Consider the following 15,866-nt stretch of genomic DNA (forward strand, 5'->3'; position numbering starts at 1 on the left):
CTTGAGGGTCCCAGTCGAGCGTTAGATCGCAGCCGCGATCAATAACGGCCGAAGCAGCAGCAGAGCAAATCCAAGGAGCGCCGCGCCGGCGACCTTGTCGGCTACCCGCCTGCCTCCGCGAAGCCGCTTGCCCAGCAGAACCCATAGCGATCCTGTAATCGCGGTGATCCCGACAAGCGCCAGCCAGAAGATGCCAAGTTTTTCCGGGCCGCCATCCATCGGCACCATCGCCAGGCAATAGATGAAAGCCTTGGGATTGAGCGCGGTGGTTGCCAGCACCGAAAGGCCATGGCGGCGGCCCGATACGTCGCCCGATTCCTCGATAGGGTTGCTGGCCATCAGGCGCAGCCCCAGGACTGAAAGCCATCCAACCGCGACGAATTTCAGAATCTGGATGGCGTCGGTCGGCATCAAAGGACGAGACAAAAGCCAGAAAGCCGCCGCGATCCCATAACCGCAGGCCTGTGCCGCCAAGAGCTTGGTCGCCTGCTCACGTTTGACGGCACCCGCCATCAGGAGCGCGTTGGTTGGCCCTGGAGCGACAAAGAGCAGAAATGCTTCCAGAAGAAATAGGCTGTTTGACATCAGTCAGCCGCCATGTGGCCTTCCGAACCTGCTTTCTGCCCGCCCGCCAGGCAGCCTGTTGCGCCCAACGTCAAGGTTCACTCAACGGATGGACTGCAATCGAGCGATCAAGTCGCTATTGCGGCAATAGGCCGGCGGATGCTCGGCATGCGTGGTTTCGTCGAGCCAGGCGGCGCACTCGTCCTGGTGGCCGCAAGACCGGCAGCGGTCAGCTGCACGACCGGTGACGGCTGCGTGATCCGCCACAACTTTCAGCTGCCTCTCGACGCCCATCTTCCGCATCATGCGCTCCATCAAGGCAGTTCTGGCGTCAGCCCCGATCAGATATTCGAGAAGGCTCATGTCGGCACACTCCTCAGACCGCAAATCATTGCCATGTCAGGCGGCGTGCGACGTTGATCTCGATCAACGACAAGCCCGTCAGCCTGTGAGACGCAACCTGAAGACTAATGCATGTCGCCCAGAAGTGTGCAGCGGTTCTGGGACAACGACATGCATCAAAACAAAGACCTAAAGCGCGTCGCCTGAATCCGTTTCAGCGCGACGCGCTTTGGGTGCAGACCATGCTCGATGAAGCGGCCTAACCGGCCGTACCGAATATCGCGCCAATACCTGCAGTCAGGGCCATTGCCAGCGCTCCCCAAAAGGTCACCCGAATGGTGGCCTTCCATACATTGGCGCCGCCGGCCCTCGCGCCGATTGCGCCGAGCACCGCCAGGAACAGTAGCGACGCAATCGAAACGACGGCAACAAGTCGGGAGGGCGATGAAAGCAGCACCATCGCCAGCGGCATGATCGCGCCGATTGAAAACGCCGCCGCCGAAGCCAGCGCGGCCAGTATCGGTCGTGCCGCGGTTATCTCGGAAATGCCAAGCTCGTCGCGGGCGTGCGCGCCAAGAGCGTCCTTGGCCATCAACTGGTCAGCCACCTGCAACGCCAATTGAGGCTCCACACCCCGGTCGATATAGATCTGAGCAAGCTCGTGCCTCTCGAATTCGGGTTGGCTCGCGAGCTCTTTTCGCTCACGCGCGAGATCCGCGTGCTCGGTATCGGCCTGGGAACTGACGGATACATATTCGCCGGCGGCCATCGACATGGCGCCCGCCACCAGGCCCGCGACGCCGGCTACCAGCACGCTGGCCGTGGTGGCATTGGCGCTTGCAACGCCAATGATCAGGCTGGCGGTCGAGACGATGCCGTCGTTTGCGCCGAGCACCGCGGCCCGCAACCAACCGACGCGTGAAACCAGGTGATTTTCGGTGTGAAGACGACTCATCTGAGCAAAGGGACAATTTTCGGTTTGGCCACGATTTGCGCCCACATCGGCAAGCGAGGAAGGCAACCCGACCGTTCATTGCCGCTCGATCCGACCAAATGCCTTGATCAAAGTCAATCGCGATCGCAGTTCGTCCACCCGGCACTTTTCGCAAGCCGCAGCGCTGACAGCCAGTTGTCAGCTAGCTCGTGAGATATTGCTCCTAGCCTGCACGAAACGGCTCGGCCGGAGCGTGCTCGAAATTTGGAACAATGCTCATGAAACAGATCGCCCTGTCTCTCTTCGTGATCGCCTCGTCCGGGGCCTATGTCTGGGATCAGGCGGGCAAGCTTCCCGGCAACGATCTGATCGACACACAGGGAACCGCCGATGCGGCGGAGCAGACCACGTTGCCGCCGATCACTCCGCCCCCTCCTGCCGGCCCGGCCCCGGCAACGGCGGCACCCCTGCCAGCGGCTTCCCCGCTGAATGTGCCGCGAGAGCCGGCGCCACGCATAACGGTCGAGGCCAGGAAGGATACTTCCGCGACGATTGCGGTCGCGGCACCACGGCCCGCCTTTACCGATAGCCAGCCGGAAATCACTCAGCCACCGCCTCCGCCGGCTAAGCCAAAGGTGGAACTCCCAAGAGCGGATGCCGCGCCGCTACAGACACCGTCATTCGCGGTGACCCCTGCCGTCTATATTCCCATCCCGCAGCCGCGGCCGGATTATCCTTCGGCACGCGTCCTCCACACGGCCATGAAGCTCGCGGCGCACGGCTACACCGACGGGGTCTACACCGGCCCTGCCGCCGACGCCTATTACGGCATCATTCAGATTCAGGCACTTGTTCAGGGTGGCCGCGTCACGGCGCTCAAGGTGCTGAGATACCCCAATGATCGCCGCACCTCGGTCAACATCAACCGGCAGGCGTTGCCGATGCTGCGTGATGAGGCGATCAGCGCGCAAAGCGCCGATGTGGACATCATTTCGGGCGCCACACTGACCAGCAAGGCCTTCATCCAGTCGCTCGGCGGCGCCCTGAAGAAGGCTTCTTCCTGACACCATGCGCGAAACCCGAATTCTGATGGGAATGCCGATCACGGTCGATATCGGTGGCGCGCCCGGAACGCTGGCCCGCCGCGTCTTCGACTATTTCGAGCAAATCGATCGGCGCTTCAGCACATACAGGAGCGACAGCGAGATTTCCGCCATCAACCGAGGCGACGTTCCGGTCAAGGATTGGAGCGGCGAGATGATGGAAGTGCTGGCGCTGGCCGAGCGGACGAGGAGCGAGACCGGCGGATATTTCGACATCCACAAGGTCGACGGCTCGCTCGATCCGTCGGGAATCGTCAAGGGCTGGGCCATCCGCAACGCGGCCGAAATTGTCCGGCAGGCCGGTGTCAGCGACTTTTTCATCGAGGCGGGCGGCGACGTTCAGTCCTTGGGCAAGAATGCTTCCGGGCAAGACTGGAGCGTCGGCATCCGCAACCCTTTCAAGGCGGATGAGATCATCAAGGTCATCTATCCGCGCGGTCATGGCGTCGCCACGTCCGGCACCTATGCGCGCGGGCAACATATCTACAATCCCCATCGGTCCGGCGATCCCATCTGCGACATCGTCAGCCTGACAGTCGTCGGATCCGATGTGCTCGAGGCCGATCGCTTCGCGACCGCTGCCTTCGCCATGGGCCGGGACGGTATCCTGTTCATCGAGCAGACTCCCGGACTGGAGGGGTATGTCGTCGACATCACCGGCCGAGCCACGCCGACAACCGGTTTTGGAGACCTTTGCGAACCATGATCAACGCTATCGATCGTTTCCTCGATCACCTGACCATGTACAGGCTGGTGCTCTACTATCTGGTGGTTCTGCTCGGCGCGGCTTTGGCTTTTGCCTTCGTCAAGCTCATACCGCATGATCCGCTCGCGCTCGCTTTCACCGCTATCCTGATCCTCGTCGCCTGCTGGATCACCAACAAGGCGTTCGCGCTGGTCTTCGAGGTTCCGGCCAACAGTGAATCGCTCTACATCACCGCGCTCATCCTCGCTCTCATCCTCGACCCGGTGACCGTGACGGATCTCAAGGGCATCGGGGCTGTCGCCTTCGCCTCTGTCTGGGCGGTCTCATCAAAGTTCATTCTCGCGGTCGGCAGAAAGCACCTTTTCAATCCGGCGGCCATTGGCGTAGCACTGTCGGCGCTGCTGCTGAACCAGCCCGCTACATGGTGGGTCGGTGGCAATCCATGGCTGCTTCCGCTCGTGCTGATCGGCGGCATTCTCGTTGTCAGAAAGCTGCGTCGCCTCGATCTCGTCGCGACATTTCTGATCATGGCGCTAGCGACCATCCTGGCGACAACCGAGCCGGCGCAATATGGCGTCGCCGTGAAGGAAACGTTGAGTTCGTCGCCGCTGCTATTCTTCGCGTTCGTGATGCTGACCGAGCCGCTGACGGCGCCGACAACACGCTGGCCGCGCATCGCTTTTGCCGCCATCGTCGGCTTCCTGTTCGCGCCCAACATCCATATCGGTTCGTTCTATTTCACACCCGAACTTGCGCTTCTGGCGGGCAATCTCTTCGCTTACGCCGTGAGTCCGAAGGGCCGCTTCGTTCTGACCTTGGAACGCATCGAGCAAACCGCCGTCGACAGCTACGACTTCATCTTCAAGTCACCGAGAAAGCTCGCGTTCCAGGCGGGTCAATACCTCGAATGGACGCTTGGCCTCGACCGTTCCGACAATCGCGGCAACCGGCGCTACTTCACCCTCGCCTCATCGCCCACCGAGCAATCGGTGCGGCTGGGCGTGAAGTTCTATCCGCAATCGAGCGCCTTCAAGCGGGCGCTTGGCGGCATGAAGCCCGGCGCCACGATCCACGCCTCGCAACTGGCCGGCGATTTCACGCTGCCGTCCGATCCCAGCATCAAGATCGCCTTCCTGGCAGGCGGCATCGGCATCACGCCGTTCCGCTCGATGCTGCAATATCTCATCGATCGCCAGGAAGTGCGGCCTATCGTCGTTCTCTATGGAACAGAAGGCCAGGAAGACATCGCCTATCGAGACGTGCTTGGCTCCGCGAGACGCGAACTGGGCATCAGGACATACCACGCGGTGGCCAAAGGCGCCGCGCGCGGCCAGTACCCCGGTTATATCGACGCCCGCCTGGTGCGCCTCACCATGCCCGATTATCTCGAGCGCACCTTCTACATTTCCGGCCCCCAGGCGATGGTCAAGGCGCTGCGCCGGAAGCTTCTGGCCATGGGCGTCAGCCGTTCGAGGATAAAGGTCGACTACTTCCCCGGTTTTGCCTGACGCTCAATCATGCCGAGGCAGATGGATCGTTACCTCCAGGCCAGGGCCGGCATTCGCCATTGCAAGGCGGCCGCCATAGGCTTCGACGATATCCGAGACGATCGCCAGGCCGAGACCGCTGCCACCGCTCTTGCTGTCGAGTTGCACGCCACGGGACAAGGCGGCGTGCCGTGCATCCTCGGGAATCCCGGCGCCATCGTCGACGACGGCGATGATGACCTCGCCCGCGGTCGCGGATGCGCTGACGCGAATTAAGGATTTCGCGAACCGCACGGCATTCTCCAACAGGTTGCCCAGGATCTCCGACAGGTCACCTTCGTCGATCGGCGCCATGAAGTCTTCGGTGCTGTCAATCTCGAACGAGAGCTGCTTGCCCTGCGGCGTGCGTTTGACCACCGCGACCACGCCAGCTGCTACCTCGCGGACCCGGCACGCGGCCTTGCCGGAGACACCTGGCGCCAGACGGGCGCGCGCCAATTCCCGCTCGACATGGCGGCGGATGGCGCCAGTGCTCTTCTCGATCTCGTCGGCAAGTCGGGTTTCGCCTTTTTTGCGCAGGGTCCGAATATCGGCGGACAGGACCTGGAGAGGAGTCTTGAGGCCGTGCGCGAGATCGGTGGCGCGCGAGCGGGCCCGCAAGAGGGCCTTCTCCTGAGCATCGAGCAGGCGATTTATTTCGTCGGCGAGCGGCTGCACCTCGGCCGGTGCGGCCACCTCAAGCCGAGCGGCGCGCTGTGCCACCACGTTTCTGACGGCGACCCGCAAGCCCTCCAGAGGAGCCAAACCGACGGTGATCTGGATGAAGAATGCGCCCATCAGGGCGAGCGCGAGGACCATGAGCGCTGGCGCGAGATCACGGACATATTCGCCCACCGAGACTTCCACATTGCGATGGTCTTCCGCCACGACGGCGCGAAACGCCCGCCCGTCGGCATCGGTGATCGTGCGCAGGACGGCAACGGTGAGCTCGCCGCCTGGCCCGATGAGTTCTGCCTTGCGCAGCTCGCCACCGGTCGCTTGGTGGGGCAAGGCGAGCGTGGCGTCCCAAAGCGAACGCGATCGCACCAGGTTATGCGTGGCAAGGTCCTCCACTTGCCAGTAGTGCCCGGACAGCGGAATGGTGAAGCGTTGGTCGGAAAGCGTCGACGCGACCGACAAGCGGCCATCGGCTGCGAAACTCGTCGCGCCGATCAACTCGTTGAGATCGACGGTCAGCTCGCTGACAACCCGCTGCTCGACGTTCAGCTCGAACAGATAACGCAGGCCAACGCCGGCTATGCCAAGCGCGATCACAATCGATATGGCTGCGGCCGACCATAGCCTGAAGCGGATCGAATTGCGCATCAGTCGGGTCCGTCGGGCACGAGGTATCCGAACCCGCGCCGTGTCTCGATCACATCGCTGCCAAGCTTCCGCCGCAGGCGTGCAACGATGACTTCGATCGTGTTCGGGTCGCGGTCATTGTCGGAGCTGTACAGATGCTCCGCCAGTTCGGTCGGCGCGACCACACGGCCGGCATGATGCATGAGAAACGCGAGAAGGCGATACTCCAGCGGTGAAAGCGCCATAGGGACGCCACGAAGCGAGATGCGCATCTGGCGCGTATCGAGCAGCAAAGGGCCCGACTTCAACACCGGCGCCGCCTGCCCGCTCGAGCGACGCAGGATGGCGCGCAGCCGCGCCAGCAGCTCCTCCATCTCGAACGGCTTCGGAAGGTAATCGTCGGCGCCGGCATTGATGCCTTCCACCCGCTCGGTCCACAGTCCTCGCGCCGTCAGGATCAGGACGGGAAAGCGGCGGGCGTTGGCGCGCCAGCGCTTCAGCACCGTGAGGCCGTCGAGCTTCGGCAATCCCAGGTCGAGGATCGCCGCATCGTAGTTCTCGACGTCGCCTGCAAACCAGGCCGCTTCTCCGTCGTTCACGATATCGACGGCCATGCCCGAGGCCTTCAAGACCGCCGCGATATCGGCCGCAATGCGCGGTTCGTCCTCGGCCACGAGTATCTTCATTTGCGGTCGCCTTGGCCACTCGAGACGCCGCCCGCCCGGGCATCGACGTCAACGACCCTTCGCCTGCCGTCGGCTGCGATTACTTGGAACCGATAGACCCACTTGTCCCCTGCCCGTATGAGATCGACCGCGACGATCTCGCCTGGAGCCTTGGCGCGGACAACGGCCATGATATCGGCAAGGCCCTCGATTTCGCCGCGCTCATAGAGGTCGCGTGCCCGATCGTGATCACCGTCATCGTCCTCGGCGCGAGCGGCCAAAGGCGTGGCCAGCATAAGCCCGGCCACACCCAGGACTGCCAGGAGCGTCAATACGGTTTTCATGGGAGAGAGCTGTCGCACGCCAAAGCTGTCAAAACGCTGTCAGTCATCGTCAGCCGGCGGCAAGCACAAGGTCTCTATCAGGGGCCACCGCGCCCGACGATGGGTGCGCAGAGAAGGATACGAAAATCATGCGCAATCTCCCTCTATTGTTTGTCGCCCTTGGGGGTCTCACCGCTTTTGCCATACCTGCTGCCGCTGAATCCATCCAGGCATCATGCGCGTCCGCACCGGCCGCTTCCGGAGCAACCATCGATCTGCAGGCTATCCCCATGATGAGCGCTGCCGGTCCCAAGTCGGTCAAAGGGGTCGACGATGACGGGTGTGGCGGCGGCAAATCCGTGTCCGGCGCTCGCGCTGATCGGGACGACGAAGAATTCGGCGACAGCGACGATTGACGGACTTGAACGTCTGACGCCGCCCCCTTCCCCGTTCCTGGAGAGAATTCCCGATGCCTGCGATTCAACACGTCCATCCCATTCTGGTGCATTTCCCCATTGTGCTCATCTACACGCTCGTGATCATCGATATTGCCGCGCTCGCCGGCAGCAACACTGTAACAATGCGTTCCGGCGTAGGAACGATTTCGACCTTTGTCGCCGTCGCCGCGGGATTGTTCGCGGTCGCCACCTGGCTCTTCGGCGGAATGGCCCTTGATTACGCCGAGGCTGCCGGCTTCAGCAGTGAGATAGCCGAGATCCACGAGAGCTTGGGCACGATCAGCGCCTTCACCTTTCTGGGCTGGGGCGTCGTTCGGCTCGCGCTGTGGGTACGAAATCGCGAGCTCGGAACGTTGGATCTCGCCATTCCCGCCATTGAAATAGCCGGCGCGGCCCTGGTCACGATAACTGGCTACTACGGGGGCCAGCTTGTCTATGACCTTGGAGTGAATGTCACCAAGGCCGCCGTCGGAGGCTGACACCGGAATGCTCTCCATTGCTGGCCGGCCTCCCGCCTGGTTCAGCCAGCCAGGCGGGCCGATCTGCTTGCGGATCGGCCCCGGCCTGAATTCCTTCGTCCGCGCTGCCTGCCGTTTCCGTGATCGAAGAGCCAATGCTTGGTCAGCTCAGAGACAAGAACATACGTCGCCGTGATCGCGAGCAGCCCCAAAAGCACCGGCAGGGGCAAAGGCACCATGGCCAACCAGCTCGCGACGGGCGTGTAGGGGATCGAGATGGCAATGCCGCCAACCGTCAATGCGAGCGCCGCGAGCAACCGGCTGGGGCGGCTGGTCCAGAAGGTTCTCCGGGTACGAATGACAAGCAGGATCAAGAGTTGCGTCAGCAGGGACTCCACAAACCAGCCGGTCCGGAATGTCGATGCCTCGGCGTGCACGACATACAGCAGGAAGGCAAACGTCAAAAAGTCGAACAGTGAGCTGACGAGCCCGAAGCTGATCATGAACCGCCTGACGAAATGAATATCCCAATGGCGGGGGCGCCGGAGCTGATCCGGATCGACATTGTCGCTGGCGATCGCAAGCGCGGGAATATCCGCCAGAAAATTGTTGAGCAGTATCTGCTTGGCCAGCAGCGGCAGAAACGGCAGGTAGAGAGACGCCGCCGCCATGCTGATCATGTTGCCGAAGTTCGCGCTGGTCGTGATGGAAATGTACTTCATCGTGTTGGCGAATGTTTTGCGGCCATCGTCGACGCCCCGCACCAAAACGCTCAGGTCGCGCTTGAGCAGGATGATGTCGGCCGCCTCGCGGGCGACATCGACAGCCGTATCGACAGAGATGCCTATGTCGGCTTCATGCAATGCGGGCGCATCGTTGATGCCATCGCCAAGATAGCCGACGACGTGGCCGCTGCGGCGCAGCGCCTCGACGATGCGCTCCTTCTGGTTCGGATCGATCTCGACGAAGAGGTCGGTTTTGCGCACACCGGCAAGAAGTCCGTTCTTCGTCAGCTTCGACAGGTCCTCGCCAGTCATGATCCTGTCGGACCGGAGGCCAACAGCCCCTGCCAGATGCGCGGCGACGTAGCGGTTGTCGCCAGAGATAACCTTGACGCCGATGCCGCGACTGGCAAGTGCTGACAGTGTTTCCCTGACGCCTTCCTTCGGCGGATCGAGAAACAGCAGGAAACCCGCGAACGCCATTGCGGTTTCGTCGTCCCGGCTGAAGCCCGCATTGTTCTGAAATCGACGGATCGCCAGGCCAAGAACCCGGTACCCTTGCGCGCTCCAGTGCCTGAATTTCTCGTCGATAGCCTCGCGCTCCGCCAGGTCCAGGGATTTCGAACCGAGCGGACGCTGCACGAAGGAACACGCATCGAGAACGTTCTGGATGGCTCCCTTGGTGATGAGTATCTGGTCGCGCGCCTCTTCCCGCACGGCGACCGACAACCGCTTGCGGACAAAATCGTATGGAATCTCGTCGATCTTGGTGAAACGGGACAGATCTTCCTGGGCAGGCTGTGCCGTCGTTATTGCCTCGTCCAAAGGGTTCTTCAGTCCAGTCTGCAGCATGGCGTTCAGCCGTGCCCAAAGCAGGACCTCGTTCGAAGGATTGCCCTCGACGTCGAACGCTCCATCGAGGTGTATGACGCCCTCCGTCAACGTTCCTGTCTTGTCCGTGCAGAGCAGGTCCATGCTGCCGAGATTCTCGATCGCATCGAGACGACGCACGATGACACCGCTGGCGGCCATCGCCCGCGCGCCACTGGCCAGGGTGACGCTGATGATCGCGGGAAGCAGTTCGGGCGTCAGGCCGACCGCGAGGGCAAGCGAAAACAGCAGCGACTCGATCAAGGGCCGATGGAGCATCATGTTGGCGAAGAACACCAGGATGACGATCGCGAGCATGATTTCGGTCATCAGATATCCGAACATCCTGATGCCGCGAGCAAACTCGGTCTCCGGGATCCGCCTTTCCAGCGCCTCGGCGATCGACGCGAATTCGGTGCGCGCTCCCGTGGCGACCGCAAGCACCTTCGCCGTTCCGCTGCGAACCGATGTGCCGGTGAAGACCGCATTGGTCCGCTGCGCGATGCCGGCATCGGGCGCCGACCGGCCAGCGGACTTCACAACGGGAAAGGTCTCGCCGGTAAGAACAGACTCGCTGACATTGAAATCCCGCGCCTCCAGGATCACGCCGTCGACCGGGATGAGATTGCCAGCTGACAGGCAGACGACGTCTCCAGGAACGATGGTCTCGACATCGATGCTTTGTTCGATGCTGTCGCGCAGCACGGTGGCCTTGCGGGAGATGCGTTGCTGAAGCGCCTCCATCGCGCGGGAGGCCCCATATTCCTGGGTGAAGCTGAGGACGCAGCTTGCAAGCACGATCGCGCCGATGATCACCGCCTCATGGCCCTCGCCGACAAACACCGAAACGGCCGCGGCAAAGACAAGGATAAGCACCAGTGGACTGCGAAATTGACGGGCAAAGACAGTGAATGCAGATCCACTTGAGCGCGGAGCCAGCGCGTTTCGGCCGAATTTGGTGAGCCGGATCGCGGCATCGACGCTCAAAAGACCGGAAGTGGAGGCCTCCAGTTGCTCGACCAGCCGACCTGTCTCAAGCGACCAGTAGGCGTGCTCGACAGCGCCATCGGAGCGGCTGACCGATTGTGCCGCGCTCGCCGTGGCTGTCGGCCGGTCCGTGTCGTCTGCAAAGCTGGTCGCCATGACCGGACATTCAGTTCGAAAGGAGACGACTGATGCCACTCTCGCCGATCAGCGAGCGCGTGACGCCGCCAAAGGCCCATTCCCGTAGCCGGCTGTGACCATAGGCCCCGGAAACGATCACATCGGCATGGATGGAGCGTGCGAACGCCACCAGCCTGTCGCCGTCCGCCTCACCTGCGATCACCTCGGTTCGAGCCATGATGCCGTGTTGCTCCAGGAACACCGCGGCATCGGCAAGGCTGTCTCGCACATCTTCTCCGGATTCGCGTTCCATCGTGGCGATCACCACCTCTTTTGCCTTGGCAAGGAGCGGCAAGGAATCGCTCAAGGCCCTTCGCGCTTCCCTTCCGTCCTTCCAGGCGACAAGGACGGTCCGTCCCAGGACGTGTTCGGCATTGCGCGCGGTGACCAGCACCGGGCGCCCGGCTCCGAGCACCAGGCTTGCGATATCGACGGCGCGGAAGACATTCTCTCCGCCGTCGGCGGTCACGACGAGATCCGCCGAACGCGCCACGCGGCCCAGGGCGCGCGTCGGGCCGCAAATATATTGCGACCATTCGCTGCTGACCGAGGCCGGGACGAGCTGCCAGAAGATTTCGGACATTGCGGCAAGACGCTTTTCGATCTCGGTACGCTGGACCTGCATGACCTCGCCCTCATAGACCAGGCCTTCTCCCGTCGACACCAGGGGCGGGACGTCCGCAGCCGCCAGGCCGATGAGATGAGCGTCGAAGCGCTCTGCCAGGTCCGCCGCGAGTCTCACCATCGGCGCAGGGTCTGCATCGACGGCCAGGTTGACGACTATCGTTTTGTAGGTCATGCGGCACCTCGCTCGGAACGCGGAATGCTTCGTCATTTGCGTTGTGTGGACGTGCGGCGCCTTGACACCGATCAAATCGTCACGGCGCTGTTTGGCGCGCGGGACGATGAGTGCTAAATCAGCGGCCGCCGCTGTTTCTCAATCTGGAGACTGCCCGTGAGCAAGAAGGAGCAAGGCTGGTCGGAAGCCACCGCCAGAGCGTCTCGGGCGGCCAGCGGTCCACTGGAGCATGACGACAACTTGCCTGAACACGAGCTTCTTGCTCTGATGTTCGACCAGGCCCCGGGTTTCATGACCTTGCTCCGCGAGCCGGACCACATCTTTCAGCTGACCAATGCGGCTTACCAACGCCTGATCGGCGCGCGGCAGGTGATCGGCAAGTCGGTTCGCGAGGCTTTGCCCGAGCTCGAGGGCCAGGGATTCTTCGAACTGCTTGATCGCGTCAGCGAAACCGGCGAGCCTTATGTCGGGCGCGGCGTCAAGGTCGTCCTCCGCAACGCTGAAACCGCCCTTGCCGAGGAGCGTATCCTCGATTTCGTCTACCAGCCGGTCAGGGCCGAGGATGGCCGGATCACCGCGATCTTCGTCCAGGGCACGGACGTCAGCGACCTGTCTTTCGCCAACGCCGCGCTGCAGCTGCGAGAGGATCACCTGCGTTCGATCCTGGCGACTGTGCCCGATGCGATGATCGTCATCGACGAAACCGCCAACATCCAATCCTTCAGCACGGCCGCAGAGACATTGTTTGGCTACAAGGCCAGCGAAGTCATCGGTCAAAACGTCAAATTGCTGATGCCCTCGCCGTACCGGGACGAGCATGACGCATATATGGAGCGTTACCTGACGACCGGTGAGCGGCGCATCATCGGGATAGGCCGCACGGTAACCGGGATGCGCAAGGACGGGTCGACTTTTCCGATGGAGCTGTCGGTCGGCGAAATGCATCCGGGAACGGGCCGCTTCTTCACCGGCTTCTGCCGCGACCTGACGGAGCGCCACAGGACGGAAGCCAGGATGCAGGAGCAGCAGCAGGAGCTGCTTCACATGGCCAGGTTCACCGCGCTCGGCGAAATGGCCTCGACCTTGGCGCACGAGATAAACCAGCCGCTGACGGCCATCACGAACTATCTCAAGGGCAGCCGCCGTCTCCTCGAGAAGAGCAAGGACGAGAATGCCGTCCTGCTGCAGGAGGCCGTCGAGAAGGCAGCCGAACAGGCGTTGCGTGCCGGCGACGTCATCCGTCGTCTCAGGGATTTTGTCGCCAGGGGCGAAAGCGAGCGTCAGGTCGAGCGTCTGCCGGCCCTCATCGAGGATGCCTCATCGCTCGCCTTGGTTGGCGCCAGGGAAGCGGATGTGCGCGTCAGTTACGATCTCGATCCCTCGGCCGAGCTTGTCTTGACCGACCGCATCCAGATCGAGCAGGTATTGCTGAACCTGATGAGAAACGCCGTGGAAGCCATGCAGGGCACCCCCCGCAGGGAATTGCATGTCGTCGCCCGGTCACGGCGGGATGGCATGGTGGAAGTTGGTGTAATTGACAGCGGCCCGGGACTGGCTCCAGAAGTTTCGGCACAGCTCTTCCAGCCTTTCGTCACCACCAAGAAGCACGGAATGGGTGTCGGCCTGTCCATTTGTCGCACTATAGTCGAGTCGCACGGCGGTCATATTTGGGCGGAAGCGATGCCCGGCGGAGGGACCGCGTTCCGGTTCACTTTGCGAGCGGTGGAAAAGGAAGAGGTCATCAATGGCCAGTGATGTTGTTCATGTCGTCGACGACGATGTCGACGTCCGCAAGTCGCTGGGTTTCCTTCTCGCGACAGCCGACTTTGCCGTGCGTCTCTACGAATCGGCAACGGCATTCCTGGCGGCGGAGCCAAAGGAGATCGACGGTTGCATTGTGACCGACGTGCGCATGCCCGGTATCGACGGCATCGAGTTCCTGCGGCAACTGAAGGCCCGCGGTCTTGACGCGCCGGTGATCGTTATGACAGGCCACGCCGATGTTGCGCTGGCCGTCCAGGCGATGAAGGAGGGGGCCGCCGATTTCATCGAAAAGCCATTCGACGATCAGGTGCTCATCGATGGCATTCGTACCGCCTTGGACCACCGCAGCCAGCCCGTTGCGGCGCACCCCCAGTCAAGCGAGATCCGGAAGAATCTCGCCACGCTGTCGGAGCGGGAGCGCCAGGTGCTCGATGGACTTGTCTCCGGATTGCCGAACAAGACGATTGCCTATGATCTCGGGATCAGCCCGCGCACGGTTGAGATCCATCGCGCCAATGTCATGAGCAAGATGAGTGCCGGCAGCCTTTCGCATCTTGTGCGCATGGCATTGATCGCCGACTCGAAAAGCTAAATCGGATCCTGTGACGAGTTGCCCTGATATTCCTCTGGGTTCCAGGCACGCCAGTGGGTAGGACGTATGTCGACGCGCATCCCGGTCACGACGTTCTTCCAGCCTATGGAAGCCTTCTCACAGGGAAACACAAGCGCATGCACGCCATCGTTGTCGATGACGGCCAGTTCGAGATTGCGGCCGGATGGTGCGCTTGCGATGGGATTCCACATCCAATCAGTGTGCTGGAAGAGCCGTCCCGTGCTTTGATTTGAATCACTTTTCGGCCGGCGGGTGCTTTTTTCATGGCAATCTGCTGTCCAGAACGTGCCTCGGATCGACGACATCTTCACGATGACTCCTCCCCATAGCCGTGACTCCTTCGACGGCGTAGCCAGCTAACGACGTGACCGCGATCAAATCGCCCGGCGGCACGGATCGTTGCGGCGCTGGATCCGAAATCGTTCTTCTTTGCCGTTTGACACGGATCAACGATGACTGCTCAGGCCGGTGCTTTGATGCCGACCTCGACAGGTCGAGCATGAATTGGCGATGCGGGCGCGACGATCCGCGCCAAACGCGGAAATCGCGAAGCAGATGGGCCAGTTCAGCGAGGACGCCTGTCGAGCGGGTCCGCTGACCTCCGGCTCCAACGCCTGCCGGGCAATCCACGGTTGGAAGAGCGGAGGGCAGCGGCACCTGCTGATCAACCTGTCCTTTGGAGAGAAACCATGGCTGAAGCCGCTACCAAACTGCCTGTGAAAACCGAGAAGACTGCCCCCGCCTCCGCCCGGACGGACAATTGGGTGGGGCCGTTCGAGAGCCTGCGCCGCGAAATCGACCGGCTTTTCGACGACTTTCATCCGTTCGATTTCCGCCTGCCGTCCACCCATTCGCTGTTCGGCCGCGAACTGCCTGCATTGCGCAGCGTTGCCTGGCCGGTCGCGCCGGCGATGGACCTGGTGGAAAAAGCCAATGAGTACGAGATCACGGCCGAACTGCCGGGCATCGACGAAAAAAATGTCGACATCAGGCTCGCCAACAACGTGCTGACGATCAAGGGGGAGAAAAAGGAAGAGAAGGAGGAAAAGGAGAAGGACTATTACCTCTCGGAACGCCGCTACGGCTCCTTCCAGCGCTCATTCCAGTTGCCAGAAGGTGTAGACGCCAACAAGATTGACGCCAGTTTCACCAAAGGCATCCTGACCGTGAAACTGCCCAAGACGGTCGAAGCCCAGAAGGCCGAGAAGAAGATCGCAGTCAAGGCCGCATGAGCCACCCGCTTATATATCCGGCGCACCAGCCAGGCGCGCCGGGTATAACCGTGGCCCAGGCATCGGCTCCTTCAGCGGCATTGTCCCGGCCACGGCAAGCAATCCGAATTGATATAGCTCAAAGTGGGGCTCTCGCTTCCCTCATATGGTGTCGGTCCAGGGATAATAGGCCGGTCGCGATCGGCGACAGGTTTACGGCACAGGAGCTCGACATGAATTACCAGCGGTTCTTCGAAGATGCGATCGACCAGCTCCATGCCGAGCGTCGCTACCGCGTCTTCGCCGATCTCGAGCGCATGGTGGGCAAGTTCCCGCGCG

General features: G+C 62.0%; 17 protein-coding genes. 8 read left to right on the plus strand and 9 right to left on the minus strand.

Features of this window, described 5'->3' with window-relative positions:
* Nucleotides 1-21 precede the first annotated feature (21 nt).
* The 3 genes from RFM41_RS03445 to RFM41_RS03455 form a co-directional block, all read right to left on the minus strand.
* A complete protein-coding gene (locus tag RFM41_RS03445; protein ID WP_320246175.1) occupies nt 22-585 on the minus strand; it encodes a LysE family transporter in 564 nt (187 codons plus the stop codon).
* 81 nt (nt 586-666) lie between these two features.
* Complete coding sequence (locus RFM41_RS03450) at nt 667-927, minus strand: DUF6455 family protein (RefSeq protein WP_320246176.1); 261 nt, start codon at nt 925-927, stop codon at nt 667-669.
* A gap of 238 nt (nt 928-1,165) precedes the next feature.
* Nucleotides 1,166-1,861, minus strand: coding sequence for a VIT1/CCC1 transporter family protein (locus RFM41_RS03455; protein ID WP_320246209.1), 696 nt, complete (start codon nt 1,859-1,861; stop codon nt 1,166-1,168).
* A gap of 257 nt (nt 1,862-2,118) precedes the next feature.
* Here RFM41_RS03455 and RFM41_RS03460 point away from each other — a divergent pair, with 257 nt between their 5' ends.
* The 3 genes from RFM41_RS03460 to RFM41_RS03470 are packed head-to-tail and all read left to right on the plus strand — an operon-like array spanning nt 2,119 to nt 5,157.
* Nucleotides 2,119-2,904, plus strand: coding sequence for an FMN-binding protein (locus tag RFM41_RS03460; protein ID WP_320246177.1), 786 nt, complete (start codon nt 2,119-2,121; stop codon nt 2,902-2,904).
* 25 nt (nt 2,905-2,929) lie between these two features.
* A complete protein-coding gene (locus RFM41_RS03465; protein WP_320246178.1) occupies nt 2,930-3,649 on the plus strand; it encodes an FAD:protein FMN transferase in 720 nt (239 codons plus the stop codon).
* Complete coding sequence (locus RFM41_RS03470) at nt 3,646-5,157, plus strand: RnfABCDGE type electron transport complex subunit D (RefSeq protein WP_320246179.1); 1,512 nt, start codon at nt 3,646-3,648, stop codon at nt 5,155-5,157. The genes RFM41_RS03465 and RFM41_RS03470 overlap by 4 nt, the downstream gene beginning before the upstream one ends.
* A 3-nt stretch (nt 5,158-5,160) precedes the next feature.
* Here RFM41_RS03470 and RFM41_RS03475 read toward each other — a convergent pair whose 3' ends face one another.
* Genes RFM41_RS03475 through RFM41_RS03485 form a run of 3 tightly spaced genes read right to left on the minus strand, consistent with a single transcriptional unit; the run spans nt 5,161 to nt 7,477 of the window.
* A complete protein-coding gene (locus tag RFM41_RS03475) occupies nt 5,161-6,501 on the minus strand; it encodes a sensor histidine kinase (RefSeq protein ID WP_320246180.1) in 1,341 nt (446 codons plus the stop codon).
* On the minus strand, nt 6,501-7,166 hold the full coding sequence (locus RFM41_RS03480) for a response regulator transcription factor (RefSeq protein WP_320246181.1): 666 nt from the start codon (nt 7,164-7,166) through the stop codon (nt 6,501-6,503). Before RFM41_RS03480 ends, RFM41_RS03475 begins: the two co-directional genes overlap by 1 nt.
* Nucleotides 7,163-7,477: a PepSY domain-containing protein gene (locus tag RFM41_RS03485; protein ID WP_320319245.1), complete on the minus strand. Its 315-nt coding sequence runs from the start codon at nt 7,475-7,477 to the stop codon at nt 7,163-7,165. The genes RFM41_RS03480 and RFM41_RS03485 overlap by 4 nt, the downstream gene beginning before the upstream one ends.
* 140 nt (nt 7,478-7,617) lie before the next feature.
* On the opposite strand from RFM41_RS03485, the gene RFM41_RS03490 reads away from it, so the two are divergent.
* Together RFM41_RS03490 and RFM41_RS03495 are read left to right on the plus strand one after the other, a co-directional pair.
* Nucleotides 7,618-7,884, plus strand: a complete 267-nt coding sequence (locus RFM41_RS03490; protein ID WP_320246183.1) for a hypothetical protein — start codon at nt 7,618-7,620, stop codon at nt 7,882-7,884.
* 53 nt (nt 7,885-7,937) lie between these two features.
* Nucleotides 7,938-8,405, plus strand: coding sequence for a DUF2231 domain-containing protein (locus tag RFM41_RS03495; protein WP_320246184.1), 468 nt, complete (start codon nt 7,938-7,940; stop codon nt 8,403-8,405).
* A 41-nt stretch (nt 8,406-8,446) separates the two neighbouring features.
* Here RFM41_RS03495 and mgtA read toward each other — a convergent pair whose 3' ends face one another.
* Nucleotides 8,447-11,119, minus strand: coding sequence for a magnesium-translocating P-type ATPase (gene mgtA, locus RFM41_RS03500; protein WP_320246185.1), 2,673 nt, complete (start codon nt 11,117-11,119; stop codon nt 8,447-8,449).
* A gap of 10 nt (nt 11,120-11,129) precedes the next feature.
* Entirely contained in the window at nt 11,130-11,939 is an 810-nt protein-coding gene (locus tag RFM41_RS03505; protein WP_320246210.1) for a universal stress protein, read from the minus strand.
* 267 nt (nt 11,940-12,206) lie between these two features.
* Between RFM41_RS03505 and RFM41_RS03510 the strand changes: the two genes are divergently transcribed.
* The gene (locus RFM41_RS03510) at nt 12,207-13,694 is read left to right on the plus strand and encodes a PAS domain S-box protein (protein ID WP_320246211.1); all 1,488 of its coding nucleotides are present in this window, start codon (nt 12,207-12,209) and stop codon (nt 13,692-13,694) included.
* Nucleotides 13,684-14,295: a response regulator FixJ gene (fixJ, locus tag RFM41_RS03515; protein WP_320246186.1), complete on the plus strand. Its 612-nt coding sequence runs from the start codon at nt 13,684-13,686 to the stop codon at nt 14,293-14,295. The genes RFM41_RS03510 and fixJ overlap by 11 nt, the downstream gene beginning before the upstream one ends.
* Here fixJ and RFM41_RS03520 read toward each other — a convergent pair.
* Complete coding sequence (locus RFM41_RS03520; protein WP_320246212.1) at nt 14,292-14,621, minus strand: hypothetical protein; 330 nt, start codon at nt 14,619-14,621, stop codon at nt 14,292-14,294. The genes fixJ and RFM41_RS03520 overlap by 4 nt on opposite strands.
* A 384-nt stretch (nt 14,622-15,005) precedes the next feature.
* Here RFM41_RS03520 and RFM41_RS03525 point away from each other — a divergent pair, with 384 nt between their 5' ends.
* Complete coding sequence (locus tag RFM41_RS03525) at nt 15,006-15,548, plus strand: Hsp20/alpha crystallin family protein (protein ID WP_320246187.1); 543 nt, start codon at nt 15,006-15,008, stop codon at nt 15,546-15,548.
* The last annotated feature ends 318 nt before the right edge of the window (nt 15,549-15,866 follow it).

This window comes from Mesorhizobium vachelliae (assembly GCF_033977325.1).
GTDB classification, from domain to species: Bacteria; Pseudomonadota; Alphaproteobacteria; order Rhizobiales; family Rhizobiaceae; genus Mesorhizobium; species Mesorhizobium vachelliae.